Raw genomic sequence first — 16875 nt, 5'->3', positions numbered from 1 at the left:
GCGTCGTGCCGGACGGCCGGCCCGGGGTGGCCGGTGCCGGCTGCGCTGCCCGGGCAGGCTGTCCGGTGGGCGCCGCCTCCCGTGTCAGGGCCGCGAGCCGTGCCTGCTGGCGCTGCCGGTCGAGTGCGTCCACCCGCGCTGATTCGAGCGCCACGGTGGTGTTGCGAAGGGTGGCGAGTTGGCCGACCAGGACCGTCCGCTGCGCCGCGGCCTCTGACACTGCTTTCTGCCGGTCCGCGTCGGCGCGTTCGGCGTCGGCCTTGCGGGACTCCGCGGTGCGGGCAGCATCATCGGCGGCGCGGTCGGCCTCGGCGGCGGCATCCTTCGACGACCGGGCGGCGGCAGCGGCGGTCTCTGCTGATTGGAAGGCGCGGGTGCGGCTGGCGGCCACCGCCTCCAGCGTGGCGGCCTGTTGCAGCGCCTCGCCGTTCCCGCCGACCAGGTTGCCGAGCGCCGGCGTCATCCCGCCATTGCGGTAGAGATCACCGGCGAGTTGGCCAATCAGTTTGCGCGCCTTTTTCTGCTCAGACTCGGCGGCGGCGGCCTTGGCTTCCGCCAGCTCGGCGGCATCCCGCCGGATCTGGAGTTCCACCAGGGCATCGACGTAGGCGTTGTTGGCGGCGAGCGAGGTGGCCAGGCCGGCCTCCTTGGCCGCGGAAGCGTCGGCCAGGATCCGGTCGATCCGGTTGACCTGATCCGCCGTCGCGCTTTCGCTGGCCTTCGCCGCGGCGATGTCCGCGGGCGTCGGGAGGTCCGGCGCGGCCGGCATCCTCAGGCCGGGGACCGACTTCGTGGCGGCCGGGGCGGCCTGGGCGGGGATCGCCAACGTTCCGAGCAGTACGACGGCGGTGCACAGGGCGGCGGCCCTGCCGCCGGGTCCGGTCCAACTCATGGAAAAACCTCGTTGCAGTCAGGCTGGCGCGAGCGAGGTCTGAAATTGGCGCATGAAAAAGCCCCTCTGCGGATCGCCCAGCAGGGACGAGGCTACGTGCCAAATACCACTTTGGCAACAAGAGTCACATCAATAACATAAACAACAACAATGTCATTTGGTCACATTCGCAGGGGCGTGTCGAGCATTGCGGCGGGTGCCGGGGCGGGGCAGATGTACCCGTACACCGCTGCGCCGGCCGGTCAGGCGTGCTGGTGCGCCTCGTGTTCCGCATAGGTGGCCGGTTCGAGCTGGAAGGTGCAATGTTCGGTGTCGAAGTGCGAGCCAAGGCAGGTGACCAGTTTGTCCAGCACCCTGTCGGCGCCGCGGGCGCCCAGCGCAGCGTCCTCCACGACCACGTGGGCAGAGAAGACCGGCACCCCTGAGGTGATCGTCCAGATGTGGATGTCGTGGACGGACACCACGCCGTCGACGGCCAGGATGTGTTCGCGGATCATCTGGACGTCCACGCCCTTGGGAGTGGCTTCGAGGAGCACGTCCACGACGTCCCGGAGCAGGTGCCACGCCCGGGGCAGGATCATCAGCGCGATCAGGATCGAGGCGATGGTGTCAGCGGCCTGGTAGCCGGTGACCATGATGACGATGGCCGCGACTATGACGGCGAAGGAGCCCAACAGGTCGCCCAGGACTTCCAGGTACGCTCCGCGGACGTTGAGGCTTTCCTTCTGTGCGCCGCGGAGGATCATCAGCGAGACCAGGTTGGCGACCGCGCCCAGGACGGCGGCGAACAGCATAACGTCGGTGTGGACCTCGGGAGCCGAGCCAAGGCGCCGGATGGCTTCGGTGAAGATGACCACGGAAATGACGATCAGGACCAGCGCGTTGGCCAGCGCGGCCAGGACCTCCGCCCGCTGGTAGCCGTAGGTCCGCGCATCGCTCGCCGGCCGCGCGGCAATCCAGGCCGCCAGCAGCGCGATGAAGACGCCGGCGGCGTCGGAGAGCATGTGCCCGGCGTCGGCGAGCAGGGCCAGCGAACCGGAAACGAGGGCGCCCACGACCTGAATCAGGACCACGGACAGGGTGATGCCCAGCACGGCGATCAGGCGCTTGCGGTGCTTCCCGGTCGCCGTGATCCCATGTGAGTGGCTGTGGTCGTGTCCCATGATTCCAAGGCTAGTCCCACCGGAGGCGGCTAGCCCCAGCCGAGATCGTGCAGCCGTTCGTCGCTGATGCCGAAGTGGTGTGCGATCTCATGGACCACGGTGACCGTCACTTCCTCGACCACGTCCTCGCGGGAGGCACAGAGGTCCAGGATCGGCTGGCGGTAGATGGTGATCCGGTCCGGCAGCGAACCGGCGTCCCACCAGGAATCCCGCTCGGTCAGCGGCACGCCCTCGTAGAGGCCCAGCAGAACCGTGTCCGGGTCCTCGTCCGGTTGGGGGGTGTAGTCGTCCTCGATGAAGACCGCCACGTTGTTCATGGTCTTCGCCAATTCCGGCGGGATCCGGTCCAGGGCGTCGCCCACCGCGGCTTCGAATTCGTCCTCGGACATCGGGAACGGTCCGTGGTGGCGGTCGTGGTTGTGGCCTGCGTCGTCGTTCCCGCTGGGCACGATCGGCAGGCCGGGAGGGAGTGATGCGGGCATACCCGGAACTCTATGCCCTGGCCGGTGCGCCCCGCAGCGGCCGGGAACGGCGCCGGGTCAGCGCGACGCCGGCGAGGCAGATCACGCCGCCCACGAGGCCCCAGATGGTGGGGATCTCGCCCAGCACCAGCCAGGAGATCAGGATGGTGGTCCCGGGCACCAGGTAGGTGGTGGCGGCAAGCCGTCCGGCGTCGATCAGCGAGAGCGCATAGGCCCAGGTGGTGAACGCGATCGCAGTGGGAAAGACGCCCAGGTACACCAGCCCCAGCGTTGCGGGCAGCGGCGCCGCCTGCAGTTCAGCGACGAGCTGGCCGCTAAAGGGCAGGCAGCACACGGCGCCTACCATGATGCCGAACCAGGTGGCCTGGGCCGCGGGGAACTTCCGGAGCACCGGCTTCTGCACGATCACGCTCACCGCCGCGAGAGCGGCCGCGAGCAGGCAGAGCAGCACGCCGGCAACGTCCGCCGTCGAGCGCTGGCCGGAACCGAGGGCAATCACTGCCACGCCGCCGAAGGCCACCAGGCTGCCGATGATCAGCCAGCGCGGGAAGCCTTCCTTCAGGATGATCCCGGCCATCACGGCGACGAGGATGGGGTTGACGTTGATCAGCAGGGCGGCGGTGCCGGCGTCGAGCATGTGTTCGGCGGCGTTCAGGGCAACGTTGTAGCCGCCGAACCACATCACGCCGTAGGCCAGGATGGGCCACCACTCACGGCCCCGGGGCAGCACGGCGGTCTTGCGGAACTGCGGCAGTACCACGAGACCCAGCACGACGGCGGCCACGGCAAGCCGTCCCAGGGTCAGCGGTCCGGGGGAGAAGCTGGGGCCGACCGCGCGGATGCCCACGAAGGCCGACGCCCAGAGCACCACGGTGACGACGACGGCGGCGATTCCGAGCCTGCTGATCTGCCCGGGCCGGCGGGTTGCCTGCGCCGCGGCCGGTGGGGCGGCATGCGAGGCCGCTTCGTGCGTGCTGTCCGGGTGCGTGCCGTCCGGGTGGGTATTGTCCGGATGTGCGCTGTCCGGGGAGGGGGAGCCTGTCTCGGCTGTTGTTGCCATGCTGCCAATCTAGCCCGTGCGGCGGCCCGGCAGCTGGCGGGAATCGGTCAGGTCTAGTCGGTTTACTGCCAAAATGCAGCCAAGCCCAGCGCCGCGCCCGGCCCGGCGCACCGGCGCAGATTCAGCGGCCCTGATTCACCGGAGCGGGCGGGCGGCGGCCCGGATGGCCGCCGCGACCTCGTCAAGTGCGGCCGATCCGTGCCGCCATTGCTGCCAGTGGAGTGGGACATCCACGTGCGCCGCGGGATCCAGTGCCGTCATCGTGCCGCGCTGCAGTTCCTCCGATACTTCGATTTCGGGGAGCAGCCCCCAGCCCATCCCCCAGCGGATGGCTTCGCCGAACTCGTGGGCGGCCGGAATGTAATGCCGGGGCGCGTTCAATGCCGTGCGGCTCACCCACCGGAGGTATCGGTCCTGTAAATCATCCTTGCGGTCGAAAACAATGACCGGGGCGGCGGCGAGGGTAGCCGCCGAGGCGCCGCCGGAAAACCACCGGGCGGCGAAACCGGGGGTGCAGACCGGCAGGTAGCGCATGACACCCAGCCGCCGTGAGGTGCAGCCGGGCGCCGCCTCGGCCGTGGTGGTGATGGCGGCGGCCGCTGCGCCGCTGCGCAGGAGGCCCAGCGAATAGTCCTGGTCCTCCCGGAGAATCTCGAGCTGGACCCTTCCCGCCACCGCGGCCAGTCCGGCCAGCGCCCAGGTATGCAGGGAATCGCTGTTGATCACCAGGGTCAGGCGCGTCCGCCCGTGCGGTTCCTCCGGCCGCAGCTCCTCGGCAAGGTCTGCGGAAAGGAGCTCCAGCTGCCGGGCAAACCGCACCACCGCCTGGCCGGACTCGGTGAGTCCCGCCGGCCGGGCCCGGGTGAGCACGGGACGGCCGACCGCGGCCTCGAGGGCACGGATCCGCTGGCTGATGGCCGAGGGGGTCACGGATAGGTGGGCGGCTGCGGCGTCGAAGCTTCCGTGCGTGACGATGGCAGCCAGCGTCCGGGCCTGCTCGGGGGAGATGTCCATCATTAGCCAATCTTATGTGGCAACAGAAAGATTAGCTGGCTTCATCTTTGCCCGGCGCTTACCGTCGAAGGGTGATCCTTCCCCTGTTTTCCGGCCTCTCCGCCGGCCTGTCGCTCATTGTGGCCATAGGCGCGCAAAATGCCTTCGTCCTCCGACAGGGCATCCAGCGCTCCCATGTGGCCATGGTGGTGGCGGTCTGTGCCGTTTCGGACCTGGTGCTGATCGTGCTGGGCGTCGCCGGCATCGGCGTCCTCTTGGACCGGACGCCCGCCGCCCTCGTGGTGATCAAGTGGGCGGGAGCCGCGTTTTTGCTCGTCTACGGAGCGCTCGCGGCCCGGCGCGCGATCGGCGGGGAACAACTGGACCTGCCCGGGGACAAGCCCCCGGGCAGCAGGGCGGCCGTGCTGGCCACCTGCCTGGCTTTCACCTGGCTGAACCCGCACGTCTACCTGGACACCGTCTTGCTGCTCGGGTCGCTCGCGGCCGCCCACGGCGAGTCCGGACGCTGGTGGTTCGCGGCCGGCGCCGGCCTTGGAAGCATTGCGTGGTTCACCGCCCTCGGCGCGGGGGCGCGATTCCTGGCCTCCGTGTTCCGGCGCCGGGCGGCCTGGCGGGTGCTCGACGCCGCAATCGCCGTCGTGATGATCACGCTTGCTGTGTTGTTGCTTGCTTGAGCGCCGCGCCCGCCTGGCCGGCCCCGGCCGCTACTCTCCGCGCCCGGACCACTCGAGGAGTCGTTCCACCGGCCAGGTGGTGATGATCCGCTCCGCAGGCACGGCGTTCCGGGCGGCCCGCTCCGCGCCGTATTGCAGGAAGTCCAGCTGGCCCGGAGCGTGCGCGTCGCTGTCGATGCTGAAGAGGCAGCCGGCGTCGAGCGCGAGCTGGATCAGTTCATCCGGGGGGTCCTGGCGCTCCGGCCGTGCGTTGATTTCGACGGCTACGTCGTTCGCCGCGCATGCCGCGAACACACGCCTCGCGTCAAAGTCCGAGGGCGGCCTCGTCCCGCGGGAGCCGTCCAGCAGGCGGCCGGTGCAGTGGCCGAGCACCCTGGTGTGCGGATCCTCGATCCCGGCCAGCATCCGCCGGGTCATGGTCCGACTGTCCGAGCGGAGCTTCGAGTGCACGCTCGCCACCACGATGTCCAGGCGGTCCAGCAGTTCCGGTGCCTGGTCCAGCGTTCCGTCCTCCAGGATGTCGACCTCGATGCCGGAGAGCAGGCGGACCGGGGGGTGGCCTGCGCCTGGCCCGGGGGCCTGCGCGGCCACGATCCCCGCGACCACCTCCAACTGCTCGGTGAGGCGTTCGGCGCTGAGGCCGTTAGCGATCTTGAGGGTGGGGGAGTGGTCGGTCAAGGCCAGATATTCGCGGCCCAGCATCCGGGCCGCGTCCAGCATGGACTCGATCGGCGAGCCGCCGTCGGACCAGTCGCTGTGCGTGTGCAGGTCGCCGCGGAGGTTCGCCAGCAGTTCATGGCCGCCGGCGGCGAGGGGCTCGGCGCCGCGTTCCCGCAGGCCCGCGAGGTAGTCGGGGACGCCGCCGCCGACCGCCTGCGCAATCACCTCGAAGGTCCGGTCGCCGATCCCCTTCATCCGTTTCAGCCGGCCGTCGGCCGTCCGTGCGGCCAGTTCCCCGGGGGAGAAGCCGCCGATGAGTTCGGCCGCCTTGCGGAACGCCTGGACCTTGAAGGTGGTGGCGCGTTCGCGTTCGAGCCAGAAAGCGATCTCATTGAGGGCAGCGGTGGCGTCCATCTGACCATCATCCGCACAGCCGCATGGGCCCTGTCCAGAGCTTATTCCCGGGTTGTGGAGTGGATTTTGGAGATTCCGGAAGTTGGCCCTATAGTTTTATAGGTCCAGTTCGGAGGAACCCGAAGGGAACAAAAACGGAAGGCTTCGGCCCTTAATTTTTGCCCTTGTTTCAGTGGGTTTTACCGGATGGCGTCCTGGCCCCCATCGTCTAGCGGCCTAGGACACCGCCCTTTCACGGCGGCGGCACGGGTTCGAATCCCGTTGGGGGTACGCAAGGAACTGGTCAAGCCGGACCAAAAAGTCTGGTAGGCTAAAGGCCTTGAAAAATTGCAGTAGCGATACTGCAGGCAGCAAGAAACAGCAGTAAACAAGCAGTAAAAGCAAGGCCCTGTAGCGCAGTTGGTTAGCGCGCCGCCCTGTCACGGCGGAGGTCGCGGGTTCAAGTCCCGTCAGGGTCGCTCTGATTGCCAGAAGAAATTCCGGCCGTCATGGTGACACGTCACCTAGGCTCTGTAGCTCAGTTGGTAGAGCGTTCGACTGAAAATCGAAAGGTCACCGGATCGACGCCGGTCGGAGCCACCACTGGGAAGCATCAGTTCATAAACGAACTGGTGCTTTTCTTCTTTAACCCACCCGCCGCTCCGTAATGGCCCTATTGCGGCGTGAAACGGCCCCTCTGGAGCAATCGAGGATGCCCGGAAGCTCGGTCCGAACCTGCAGGCACTACGCAGAGGCTACGGATAGACAGGACGCGGCGCAGGGGGTAGACATTGAGCGAACCCATGGCGTAGAGGGGGAGGACGCTCAGTGGAGATCGCCGACAGCTCGGATCTGCAGGAGACGGACACCGTTGGGAAGTGTCCGTGTGCAGGGGCCCGCTTCAACCCCGCTGCCTGCGGCCGCCTCGCCCGGCGCCGTCGGAGCGGCCGCTTCGCCGGGCAAAGGGCGCCCAGATGTTTGTGACTTTTTGGCGGTTTCGCCGCGCCTTGGCACCACGCGCCGCGGCGTTGGCCGCCGGAGCTGCCCTGGTGGTCCTCGCGGCTGCCCTGCAGGTGGCGCTGCCGTGGCCCCTGAAAGTCATTGTCGACGATGTGCTCAAGACCCCGGGCGCTGCGAGCAAGAACGAGTTCCTGCGAACGTTCGGTGCGGCCGGGCTGGAAGGTCAGCAGCTGCTGGTGGTGGCAGTTGCGTGCCTGTTGGTGTTCACCCTGGCGAATGCGGCGGCCAACTATTTTGGGGCGCGGCTGCTCAACGGCGTCGGAGAGCGGGTAATGGCATCCGTCCGCTCCGAGGTGTTCACCCACCTCCAGCGGCTCTCCCTGTCCTTCCACGACAAGCAGAGGCTCGGGGATCTGGTGACTCGGGCGACCACGGATGTCGACTACGTGCGCGCCATGATCATCTCAATGCTGGCTGTCCTGGTACCCAACATCCTCATTCTGGCTTTCATCACGACGATCTGCATGGTGGTTGATCCGGGCTTCGCCATGATCGCCCTGGCGGTCTCACCGGTGTTGTTCGCTACGGTGCTGATGTACCGCCCCCGCATCAAGGCTGCGTCCCGGGCCGCGCGGAGAAGGGACAGCGACATTGCCTCCACGATGGCGGAGACCTTCTCCTCGGTGCGGGTTATGCAGTCCTCTTCCAGCGAGGCGCGCCATGAGGCCGATTTCCAGCTCCGCAATGCCGCGCGGATGAATGCGGGCCTGAGGCTGGTCCGGTTGCAGGCAGCACTGTCCCCGCTGGTGGATGTCATCGTCACACTCGGCACCGTCGTCGTGCTCTGGGCGGGCGTGCAGCGGGTGCTGGACGGTTCAATGACGCTGGGACTGTTGCTGGTCTTTCTGGCGTACCTCAAAGCCCTTTACGATCCGATGAAGGAACTTTCCAAGCTGACGACGGTCATGAGCCGGGGCCAGGTCAGCGCGGAGCGGCTCCAGGACGTCCTCAGCACCGCCCCGGCAATCACGGACCCGCCCGGTGCCCCGCCGGCGCCGCGGCTGGCGGGCGCGGTGGAGCTGCGAGATGTCGACTTCCACTACGACGATTCCGAGGTGCTGCACAAGATTAACCTCCGTGTGGAGCCGGGCCGGATGATTGCGCTGACCGGGCCCACCGGTGCGGGCAAGTCAACGGTGGTCAGCCTTATTCCGCGGCTCTACGACGTGACGGGCGGCGCTGTTCTCCTCGACGGCGTGGACGTCCGCGAACTGCAGCTGGCCTCGGTGCGCCAGCAGATCTCGATGGTCCTGCAGGAATCCATCCTGTTTCACGGCACCATCTACGACAACATCGCCTACGGATCGGACAACGTCACTCCGGAACAGGTTTTCGCCGCAGCCCACGCCGCGCATGTCGATGAATTCGTTGATCAGCTGCCGCTGGGCTATGACACCCCGGTTGCCGAGCGGGGCGTCAGCCTCTCCGGCGGACAACGCCAGCGCATCGCGATCGCCCGGGCCCTGGTCCGCGATACACCGATCGTCATCCTCGATGAGCCCACCTCCGGCCTGGACGCCATCTCCGAACAATACGTGATGGAGGGAATGGACCGGCTGATGGCCGGGCGGACTGTCATCGTGATCGCGCACCGCCTCTCCACTCTCCGGCGCGCGGACAAGATCTACGTGCTGGACCACGGGCGGATTGTGGAAAGCGGTAACCACCGGCAACTCCTCGCAGCCGGCGGTCTCTACAGCCGGCTCGACGGGCTGCAGGGGGCCCAAGATCCTCCAGCCTTGCCGCTGCCTGCGCGGGGCGCGATCCGCGAGGGAACGCCGGCGAGGCCCGCGACCTCGGGAGCCCTCCCCTGGCGGATCGGAAGGGAGGGCGCGCTGGAGGTGCTGTTGGTCCACCGGCGCCGTCATCAGGACTGGTCCATCCCCAAGGGAAAAGCCCAACCGGGCGAGACGGACCAGGAATGTGCGCTGCGGGAAGTGGGCGAGGAGACGGGTCTCGTCTGCCGGGCCGGTGCGGAGCTGCCGCAGGTGACCTATCTGGACCGCCGCCGGCGCCTCAAGACGGTGCGCTACTGGGCCGCGGAGGCCCAGGGCGGCGTCTTCTCGGCCAACGATGAAGTGGACGAGGCCCGCTGGTTCAGCATTCCGGCGGCGCTGCGCACGCTGAGCGAACCACGCGAACGGCCCGTGCTTCTCGCACTGGGCGGCGTCCTGGAGCGGGAACTTGGGATCCGTGCGGTGCCGGCCCGGGACAGGATGCTGCTGCTTATCCGCGGGGCCACGGCAACACCCCGCCAGCTGTGGGACCACTCCGAACTCACCCGGCCGCTGGCCCACGAAGGACGCACGACAGCCCGCTCCCTCGAAGGACTCGGCTCGTTCTTCGAAATAAACCGGATCCTCTCCGCGCCGGCCGCCCGGTGTATCGGCACTGTTGAACCGCTGGCACGCCGTGCATCCCTGACGGTGGAAGTGGCCAGTGATCTTTCCGATGGCCGCATCGAACGGGCGATGCGGCTCGTCGACAACGCCCGCGGCACGGGGACCGTGCTGTGCACGCATGAGGATGTCATCGCCTCGGTCCTGGACCGCCTGGCCGCGCGCGACCGGACAACCCTCGACAGCCGCGCCGGCCGCCGGCGCGGCTCGGTCTGGGCCCTGACCGGGGACACGTCACGCTACACCGGCGCGTATTATCTCCCCATGCCCGAGGCGGTCCGCCTGCCCGAACAGCGCGCGACCAACAATTAGCTGTCCAACGCCGCGCGGGACGATAATTCCCTCGCCCGACACGGGCGCCGTGACCAGGGTTGGGGACACGCCGGCACTCCCGGCTAGACTCGCACGCTGGGGAAGAACGCCATCGCTGCGGACAGTCCCTGGACGGATCCGCGGCGCACGCCCGACCAGAAGAGTGATTTTGACGAAAACTGCACGCCCGCTGACCGTGACCGCCCTCCTCGCCGCCCTGGCGCTAACCGCCTGCTCTGCGCCGGAAGCCGCGGCCCCGCCGTCGTCGTCGKCCCCCGCACCGTCCGCCTCCGCGACGCCCAGCCCCACCAAGTCCTCCGGCCCCTATGGCGACTTCCCGACGGCGGCCGAGGCCTGCAAGACGATTTCGGAGCAGGCCACGGGCGCCTCGCTGTTCCCGCTCTCGGCGGCACAGGGCAAAACCGCCGAACTTGAGCAGCTCAAGGCCGAACTCAGCCGCACGGCCGAACGCGTACCGGACAGCCTCAAGGCCGACTTCGCCAAACTCAACGAGGTCGCCGTCGCGGGCCTGAGCGACCAGACCGTCTATTCCAGCGGCAAGTTCCAGGACGCCATGGCTCCCGTGACCGGTTGGATTGCCGCCAACTGCAAGTAGCTCCTCGGGCACATGGCTCCCGGGTCCGAAGCGGCCCGGAAATCCAGGCGATGTGGCCCCACCGTCGGCCCTAAGGGCTAGGGTGGTGTCAAAGAGAAGGGGGAGTGCCAGATGGAGTACCAGAATCCTCAGTCCGCGGATCCCGGGGTGGGTCTGCCGGCGGCGGCCCGTGCCGCGACCGGCCGCACCGTGATTTCCGAAGCCGCTGTCGCCAAGGTTGCCGGCATCGCCGCCCGCGCCGTTCCCGGCGTGTATTCCCTGGGCACCGGGCCTTCCCGCGCCCTGGGCGCCATCCGCGACGCGGTCGGCAGTTCGGACCACGCTGCCGGGGTGCGCGCCGAGGTCGGCGAGACCCAGGTGGCCGTGGACATTGACCTCGTGGCGCTCTACGGCACCCCGCTGCATGCATTGGCGGACCAAATCCGGGCGGCTGTCTATGCCGCCGTGGAGGAACTCGTCGGCCTCCAGGTCATTGAAGTCAATATCGAGATCCATGACGTCTTCGTCCCCGGTCCGCCCAAGCCCGCGGCCTCCGGCGAGGCACGACCCACGAGGGAGGCCCTGCAGTGAACCTGACCGTAGTCGGCATTGCGGCCGGCGCTTTCCTGGCTTTCATGTCCTTCACGTTCGGGGCCTGGGGCTTCCTCGGCTCCCTGCTCTTCATGGCCGTCGGAGCCCTGCTGGGCCGTGCGGCGGAAGGGAAACTGGACCTGCGCAGCGTCGTCGATGCCCTCACGGGCCGGCGATCCTCCTCATGAGTTCCACCGCCGGACGGCTGCTGGCCGGACACAACCGGATCAGCACCCAGGCCCTCACGAGCGTGGCGCGGGCCGCAACTGCGGAGGCGCTCGGTGTGCCGCCGCAGGACGTCCGGGCCGACTGGGCCGACGACGACGGCCTGCTGGCCCTGTCCCTCGTCACGCCTATCGCCGTCCCGTCGCTCACCGCGGTGCTCCGGGACCCGGCCCGCGTGGCATCCTTCGGCGGCCCCATCTGGGACCGTGCGGTGGCCGCGAAGGCGGAGATTCTGCGCCGCGTCACGGAGCTCAGCGGCGCGCAGCTGAGCCGGGTGGACATCCGCATCAGCGGGGCCAGCGTCAGTGACGGAGGGCGGGTCCGGTGAGCCAGGCCGCCGAACGCCCCTACGGCGGCGCCGGGTCCCCGGAGGCCGCTGGCACGGGCACCCACCCAGCCGGATCCGGTCCCGCCGCGAGTCCCGGGGCAGACCCAGGCGACGCCGTAACCGAGCGGGTCCTAGCCCGCGAGACCAGCTCGTCCCGGGCGTCAGCCGCCGTCATCGCGGCAGTCCTGGTGATCGGGCTGTGCGTCTACGCCCTGCTGGAAACGGCGGTGCGGGCCGTTGGGCAGCCGCCGTGGCTGATCGATCCGCAGACCGCCGCCGAGAAAGTCATCGCCCTCCCGGCCGGAGTCCCGCCGCTCCTGCTCGGCGTCGTCGGCGCGGTGCTGTTCGCGGCCGGGCTCTTTTTCTTCCTCAACGCGGTGTTGCCCGGACGGCGGGCCCGGCACGTGCTCGCCGACGCACGGGCCGCCGTCGTGGTCGATGACGAGGTGATCGCCTCGGCGCTGGCGCGGCGCGCCCGGCTCGCCGCCAACGTGACGCAGGAGCAGGTGATGGTGGTGGTGTCCCGGCGGCAGGTGCTGGTCAACGTCCGGCCCACCTCCGGTGTGCCGCTCCGCGCAACGGACGTCCAGTCCGCCGTGGAGGCGGAGCTCCGAGACATGGCGCTCTCGCCCCTGCCGGAGGTCCGGGTCAACCTGGCCTCCTCGGGGGTGATCGGCGCGTGAACGGTACCCCGCGGATCCTCAACCGGATCCTGATCGGCATCCTCGGCGCCAAGCTCCTGGTCATCGGGGCCCTGCTGATCCTGCTGGCCACCGTCCCCGCCGTCGGCCGCTGGTGGCAGTACTGGTCGGCGGGGGTATGGGCCGGCGCCCGCGGACTCTTCGACCGCACCCGCTTCCCAGGGGGGACCGAGAGCTGGCTGTGGATCGTCATAGTGGTCCTGCTGCTGCTCGTCATCGGGGTCATGGTGGCCTGGCTGGCGCAACAGGGCAAAGGCCGCGCGAACCTGCTCGTCGCCGAGGACGACGCCGGCGAAGTGCCCGGCAATGTCCGGATCGGCGGCGGTGTGGCGGAACAGGCCCTCCGGGCGGCACTGGCCGACCGGCCTGACCTGGCCGGCGCCACGGTGGCCACCTACGAGTTTGCCGGCGAGCCGGCCCTGCGGATCCGGGTACAACCGCGCCAGGGCGTCGCCCCGCACATCCTGGCTGCGGAGGTCTCGGCCCTGGTGGAGGCACTGGATGCCGTGATCGGGAAGCGCACACCCGTGCTGATTCACATCGGCTCCGGCGCTCGGTCCAGGTTCGGCCGCGCCGAACGCGTCCGCTGAGCCGACGCCGGGCTTCGGCCGGCTGACGGTGAGGTCTTGGACACATTTGCCCCACCGGAAACGCAGGCCCCAGCCCGATGGCAACCCCGCACCGCCGCGGCAACGCGCGGAATGACCGCCGCCGCAGGCGGTCTCCATTGCGTAAAGGTTTAATGTAAACGCTTGCATTCCTCACCGCCGGGTCGCTAGTGTGATGGTCACCACACCAACTGCACCACCGGTCCAGCCGGTACTCAGCGAGGAGCACCTGTATGAAATCCCGTAATTACCTACTTCCCGTAGCCGCGGCCGGTGTCTTGGCCCTCTCCCTCTCGGCCTGTGCTGGCGGGGGAGGCGGCGGTGGCACCACGGGCGGTGGCGGCGGCGGCGACGCGGCAGCCAACCTGGACGGGCGCGGCCCCATCACCTACGTGCAGGGCAAGGACAACAGCAACGTGGTCCGGCCGCTGATCGAAAAGTGGAACGCCGCGCACCCGAACGAGAAGGTGACGTTCAAGGAGCAGACCGACCAGGCCGACCAGCAGCACGATGACCTCGTCCAGAACTTCCAGGCCAAGAACGCCAACTACGACGTGGTCAGCGTTGACGTCGTCTGGACCGCCGAATTCGCGGCGAAGGGCTGGCTGCAGCCGCTCAAGGACAAGATGGCACTCGACACCGCCGGAATGCTGAAGCCAACCCTCGACGCCGCGTCCTACAAGGGCACCCTGTACGCCGCGCCGGAGTCTTCCGACGGCGGCATCCTGTACTACCGCAAGGACCTGGTTCCCACGCCGCCCAAGACCTGGGACGAAATGATGGGCATGTGCTCGATCGCCAAGGCCAAGAACATGGGTTGCTACGCCGGCCAGTTCTCGAAGTACGAGGGCCTCACGGTGAACGCCTCCGAGGCGATCAACTCCTTCGGCGGTTCCGTGCTGGACAAGGACGGCAAGCCGAGCCTGAACACGGAGGAAGCCAAGACCGGCCTCAGCAACCTCGCCAAGGCCTACGCTGACGGCAACATTCCGAAGGAAGCCATCACGTACAAGGAAGAGGAATCCCGCCAGGCCTTCCAGGACGGCAAGCTCCTGTTCCTGCGCAACTGGCCGTACGTCTACAACCTGGCCACCACCGAAGGATCTTCCAAGGTCAAGAACGTGCTGGGCATGACCGCACTCCCGGGCAAGGACGGCCCCGGCGCCTCCTCGCTCGGCGGCCACAGCGCCGGCATGAGCGTCTACTCCAAGAACAAGGCCACCGCGCTGGACTTCCTGAAGTTCCTCACCACGGAAGAAACGCAGAAGTTCTTCGCCACGCAGGGTTCGCTGGCTCCGGTGCTGACCAAGCTCTACGACGACAAGGAACTGGTTGCGAAGCTGCCGTACCTGCCGGTGCTGAAGACCTCGATTGAGAACGCCGTCCCGCGTCCGGTGACCCCGTTCTACCCGGCCGTTACCAAGGCCATCCAGGACAACGCATACCCGGCCATCAAGGGCGAGAAGGCAGTGGACGCAGCGCTGTCGGACATGCAGAAGTCCATCGAAACCCAGTCAAAGTAGTCCAAAATGGCAACTGAATTGGGCCCGACGCCGGTTAAGAAGCCGGCGTCGGGCGGGACCGAGCTCCACCACGCACCCAAGGGGGTGGGGGAGGACAACGTGATCGCCAGCCAGGGCAGGTGGGCGTCCTGGCTGCTTGCCCCCACCATCATCGCGCTGGCTGTCGTTATCGTTTACCCGATTATCAGCGCCATCGTGATGTCCTTCCAGGCCGACGCCGGCCTGGATCCGGCCACCGGCCTCTTCACCGAGGGCGGCCCAGCCGGCTTCTCGAACTATGTCAACTGGATCGCCCAGCAGTGCACGTCGCCGGACGGCGGCACAGTCGCCTGCCCGCCGGGGACCCTGGGTTCCCAGTTCTGGTCCGCGACCGCCACGACGTTCTTCTTTACCGTTGTGACCGTGGCCCTGGAGACCGTGCTCGGCTTCTGGATGGCCATGATCATGGCCCGCACCTTCAAGGGACGCAGCCTGGTCCGCGCCGCAGTGCTGGTGCCGTGGGCCATCCCCACCGCCGTCACTGCCAAGCTGTGGCTGTTCATCTTCGCGTTTGAGGGCATCGCCAACAAGCTCTTCAACACGACCATCCTGTGGACCGGCAGCGAGTGGCCGGCCAAGTGGGCGGTCATCATCGCCGACGTCTGGAAAACGACGCCGTTCATGGCGCTGCTGATCCTGGCCGGCCTGCAGATGATTCCTGCCGAGGTGTACGAGGCAGCCAAGGTTGACGGCGCTTCGGCCTGGCAGCGGTTCCGGATGATCACCCTGCCGCTGGTGAAGCCGGCGCTCATGGTGGCCATCCTCTTCCGCACCCTCGACGCGCTGCGCATGTTCGACCTGCCGTACATCCTGACCGGCGGGGCCAACAACACCACCACGCTGTCCATCCTGGTGATCAACCAGATCAGGCAGGGCTTCAACGTGGCGGCGGCACTGTCCACCATTACGTTCATCATCATTTTCCTTGTCGCCTTCATCTTCGTGCGCTTCCTTGGCGCGAACGTGGTGGAGCAGCAGACCGGCGCTAGTAAGGGGAAGAAATGACCACCGCCGCGACCGAGCTGCGCGCGCAGCAGGACCGGGGGCGCAAGGTCGCCCAGAACCGGGAAAAGTGGGCCCAGGGCCGGACCTACATCAGTGCCCTGGTGATCCTCATCTGGTGCCTCGCCCCGGCCTACTGGATGGTGGTGACCGCCTTCCGCGACGTCGGGTTCACCTACGACACCTCGATCCTGCCGACGCACGTCACGCTGGACAACTTCAACACCGCGTTCGATACGTCCTTCGGGAACCACTTCGGCCAGGCGCTGCTGAACAGTGTGTTCATCGGCGTCGTGGTGACCGTGGTCTCGCTGCTGATCGGCGTCTTCGCGGCCTACGCCCTGGCCCGGTTGAACTTCCGGTTCAAGTTCCTTGTGCTGGGCTTCATCCTGGGGGCCTCGATGTTCCCGGGCGTCGCCCTCATCACCCCGCTGTTCCAGCTGTTCACCAACATCGGCTGGATGGGTACCTACCAGGCCCTGATCATCCCGAACATCTCGTTCGTGCTGCCGCTGACCGTCTACACGATGACGTCGTTCTTCCGCGAAATGCCGTGGGAGCTCGAGGAATCGGCGCGGGTGGACGGCTGCACGCAGGGCCAGGCCTTCCGGAAGGTGATCATGCCGCTCGCGGCTCCCGCCATCTTCACCACGGCCATCCTGGCGTTCATCTCCTCGTGGAATGAATTCCTGATCGCCAGCCAGCTTTCGTCCGACGCGACCCAGCCGGTCACCGTCGCCATCGCGAGCTTCGCCGGCGCACAGCCCAACCAGATCCCCTACACGGCGATCATGGCGGCTGGCACCATCGTGACCATCCCGCTCGTGGTCCTGGTGCTGGTGTTCCAGCGCAAGATCGTGGCCGGGCTGACGGCCGGCGCCGTCAAGTGACGGTTTCCTGATGGCGGACTACTGATGGCACGCGGACAGAACCAGGGTGAAATCCACCCCACGCACCGCAGGGTGCGTTCGGGCGAGGACTTCGACATCATCATCGGGTTCCTGGGCTTCTGGGCGCTGGTCCTGCTGGCGGTCACCGTCTGGATGGAGGTGACCGCCCAGCCGGCCGTCGGCTGGGCGCTCGGGCTGCTGGCGACGCTGCTGGCCCTGTACGGAATGATCCGGCTCCGGCGGCGTTTGCCCGGCCGGACGGCCACCCGGCGGCGCTGAGGGCGCACGCTGGGGCGGATCGGAA

Annotated in this window: 17 protein-coding genes, 3 tRNA genes and 1 pseudogene; 15 read left to right on the top strand and 6 right to left on the bottom strand. The window is 67.9% G+C overall.

What is annotated here, in order from left to right; translation table 11 throughout:
- From AC1DGE_RS15880 to AC1DGE_RS15860, 5 genes and pseudogenes are all read right to left on the bottom strand, one after another.
- Positions 1 to 892: pseudogene (locus tag AC1DGE_RS15880) on the bottom strand (C40 family peptidase); the annotation flags it as partial.
- A gap of 242 nt (positions 893 to 1134) precedes the next feature.
- A complete protein-coding gene (locus AC1DGE_RS15875; RefSeq protein ID WP_476917777.1) occupies positions 1135 to 2055 on the bottom strand; it encodes a cation diffusion facilitator family transporter in 921 nt (306 codons plus the stop codon).
- A gap of 29 nt (positions 2056 to 2084) precedes the next feature.
- A complete protein-coding gene (locus tag AC1DGE_RS15870; RefSeq protein WP_441417990.1) occupies positions 2085 to 2537 on the bottom strand; it encodes a metallopeptidase family protein in 453 nt (150 codons plus the stop codon).
- 10 nt (positions 2538 to 2547) lie between these two features.
- Entirely contained in the window at positions 2548 to 3597 is a 1050-nt protein-coding gene (locus tag AC1DGE_RS15865) for a DMT family transporter (RefSeq protein ID WP_441417989.1), read from the bottom strand.
- 135 nt (positions 3598 to 3732) lie between these two features.
- On the bottom strand, positions 3733 to 4614 hold the full coding sequence (locus AC1DGE_RS15860) for an ArgP/LysG family DNA-binding transcriptional regulator (protein ID WP_476892916.1): 882 nt from the start codon (positions 4612 to 4614) through the stop codon (positions 3733 to 3735).
- 68 nt (positions 4615 to 4682) lie between these two features.
- On the opposite strand from AC1DGE_RS15860, the gene AC1DGE_RS15855 reads away from it, so the two are divergent.
- Positions 4683 to 5285 carry a LysE/ArgO family amino acid transporter gene (locus AC1DGE_RS15855; RefSeq protein ID WP_476892915.1) on the top strand — a complete coding sequence of 201 codons (603 nt, stop codon included), beginning with the start codon at positions 4683 to 4685 and terminating at the stop codon, positions 5283 to 5285.
- Positions 5286 to 5315: 30 nt separating this feature from the next.
- Here AC1DGE_RS15855 and AC1DGE_RS15850 read toward each other — a convergent pair whose 3' ends face one another.
- A complete protein-coding gene (locus tag AC1DGE_RS15850) occupies positions 5316 to 6359 on the bottom strand; it encodes a PHP domain-containing protein (RefSeq protein WP_476892914.1) in 1044 nt (347 codons plus the stop codon).
- Between the two features lie 197 nt (positions 6360 to 6556).
- On the opposite strand from AC1DGE_RS15850, the gene AC1DGE_RS15845 reads away from it, so the two are divergent.
- The 14 genes from AC1DGE_RS15845 to AC1DGE_RS15780 all read left to right on the top strand — a co-directional run bounded on the left by AC1DGE_RS15845 (position 6557) and on the right by AC1DGE_RS15780 (position 16850).
- Positions 6557 to 6629 (top strand) — tRNA-Glu (locus tag AC1DGE_RS15845).
- Positions 6630 to 6743: 114 nt separating this feature from the next.
- Positions 6744 to 6817 (top strand) — tRNA-Asp (locus AC1DGE_RS15840).
- A 48-nt stretch (positions 6818 to 6865) separates the two neighbouring features.
- Positions 6866 to 6941, top strand: a tRNA-Phe gene (locus AC1DGE_RS15835).
- A gap of 371 nt (positions 6942 to 7312) precedes the next feature.
- Positions 7313 to 10069 (top strand): ABC transporter transmembrane domain-containing protein, encoded by a 2757-nt coding sequence (locus AC1DGE_RS15830; RefSeq protein ID WP_476917776.1) that lies wholly within the window; start codon positions 7313 to 7315, stop codon positions 10067 to 10069.
- Between the two features lie 169 nt (positions 10070 to 10238).
- A complete protein-coding gene (locus AC1DGE_RS15825; protein WP_476917775.1) occupies positions 10239 to 10685 on the top strand; it encodes a hypothetical protein in 447 nt (148 codons plus the stop codon).
- Between the two features lie 111 nt (positions 10686 to 10796).
- Positions 10797 to 11255 carry an Asp23/Gls24 family envelope stress response protein gene (locus AC1DGE_RS15820; RefSeq protein ID WP_441417980.1) on the top strand — a complete coding sequence of 153 codons (459 nt, stop codon included), beginning with the start codon at positions 10797 to 10799 and terminating at the stop codon, positions 11253 to 11255.
- Positions 11252 to 11443: a hypothetical protein gene (locus tag AC1DGE_RS15815; RefSeq protein WP_441417979.1), complete on the top strand. Its 192-nt coding sequence runs from the start codon at positions 11252 to 11254 to the stop codon at positions 11441 to 11443. Before AC1DGE_RS15820 ends, AC1DGE_RS15815 begins: the two co-directional genes overlap by 4 nt.
- Positions 11440 to 11808: a hypothetical protein gene (locus AC1DGE_RS15810; protein WP_441417978.1), complete on the top strand. Its 369-nt coding sequence runs from the start codon at positions 11440 to 11442 to the stop codon at positions 11806 to 11808. Before AC1DGE_RS15815 ends, AC1DGE_RS15810 begins: the two co-directional genes overlap by 4 nt.
- Complete coding sequence (locus AC1DGE_RS15805) at positions 11805 to 12491, top strand: hypothetical protein (RefSeq protein WP_476892912.1); 687 nt, start codon at positions 11805 to 11807, stop codon at positions 12489 to 12491. Before AC1DGE_RS15810 ends, AC1DGE_RS15805 begins: the two co-directional genes overlap by 4 nt.
- On the top strand, positions 12488 to 13099 hold the full coding sequence (locus AC1DGE_RS15800; protein ID WP_441417976.1) for a hypothetical protein: 612 nt from the start codon (positions 12488 to 12490) through the stop codon (positions 13097 to 13099). Before AC1DGE_RS15805 ends, AC1DGE_RS15800 begins: the two co-directional genes overlap by 4 nt.
- A 251-nt stretch (positions 13100 to 13350) precedes the next feature.
- Complete coding sequence (locus AC1DGE_RS15795) at positions 13351 to 14640, top strand: ABC transporter substrate-binding protein (protein ID WP_441417975.1); 1290 nt, start codon at positions 13351 to 13353, stop codon at positions 14638 to 14640.
- 6 nt (positions 14641 to 14646) lie between these two features.
- Positions 14647 to 15684, top strand: coding sequence for a carbohydrate ABC transporter permease (locus AC1DGE_RS15790; protein WP_441417974.1), 1038 nt, complete (start codon positions 14647 to 14649; stop codon positions 15682 to 15684).
- Positions 15681 to 16571, top strand: coding sequence for a carbohydrate ABC transporter permease (locus AC1DGE_RS15785; RefSeq protein WP_441417973.1), 891 nt, complete (start codon positions 15681 to 15683; stop codon positions 16569 to 16571). Before AC1DGE_RS15790 ends, AC1DGE_RS15785 begins: the two co-directional genes overlap by 4 nt.
- A gap of 24 nt (positions 16572 to 16595) precedes the next feature.
- Positions 16596 to 16850, top strand: a complete 255-nt coding sequence (locus AC1DGE_RS15780) for a hypothetical protein (RefSeq protein ID WP_441417972.1) — start codon at positions 16596 to 16598, stop codon at positions 16848 to 16850.
- Positions 16851 to 16875: the final 25 nt, after the last annotated feature.

The sequence above is a fragment of the Arthrobacter sp. 05N425 genome (assembly GCF_056397125.1).
Note: the sequence above shows the minus strand (reverse complement) of the source record. Positions and strands in the feature narration are given on the sequence as shown.

Excerpts from the sequence above, each read along its gene's own strand:
- AC1DGE_RS15870 (WP_441417990.1), bottom strand. The coding sequence starts at position 2,537 with ATGCCCGCATCACTCCCTCCCGGCCTGCCGATCGTGCCCAGCGGGAAC.
- AC1DGE_RS15780 (WP_441417972.1), top strand. The coding sequence starts at position 16,596 with ATGGCACGCGGACAGAACCAGGGTGAAATCCACCCCACGCACCGCAGG.
- AC1DGE_RS15860 (WP_476892916.1), bottom strand. The coding sequence starts at position 4,614 with ATGATGGACATCTCCCCCGAGCAGGCCCGGACGCTGGCTGCCATCGTC.
- AC1DGE_RS15875 (WP_476917777.1), bottom strand. The coding sequence starts at position 2,055 with ATGGGACACGACCACAGCCACTCACATGGGATCACGGCGACCGGGAAG.
- AC1DGE_RS15790 (WP_441417974.1), top strand. The coding sequence starts at position 14,647 with ATGGCAACTGAATTGGGCCCGACGCCGGTTAAGAAGCCGGCGTCGGGC.
- AC1DGE_RS15830 (WP_476917776.1), top strand. The coding sequence starts at position 7,313 with ATGTTTGTGACTTTTTGGCGGTTTCGCCGCGCCTTGGCACCACGCGCC.
- AC1DGE_RS15810 (WP_441417978.1), top strand. The coding sequence starts at position 11,440 with ATGAGTTCCACCGCCGGACGGCTGCTGGCCGGACACAACCGGATCAGC.
- AC1DGE_RS15865 (WP_441417989.1), bottom strand. The coding sequence starts at position 3,597 with ATGGCAACAACAGCCGAGACAGGCTCCCCCTCCCCGGACAGCGCACAT.
- AC1DGE_RS15820 (WP_441417980.1), top strand. The coding sequence starts at position 10,797 with ATGGAGTACCAGAATCCTCAGTCCGCGGATCCCGGGGTGGGTCTGCCG.
- AC1DGE_RS15850 (WP_476892914.1), bottom strand. The coding sequence starts at position 6,359 with ATGGACGCCACCGCTGCCCTCAATGAGATCGCTTTCTGGCTCGAACGC.
- AC1DGE_RS15785 (WP_441417973.1), top strand. The coding sequence starts at position 15,681 with ATGACCACCGCCGCGACCGAGCTGCGCGCGCAGCAGGACCGGGGGCGC.
- AC1DGE_RS15795 (WP_441417975.1), top strand. The coding sequence starts at position 13,351 with ATGAAATCCCGTAATTACCTACTTCCCGTAGCCGCGGCCGGTGTCTTG.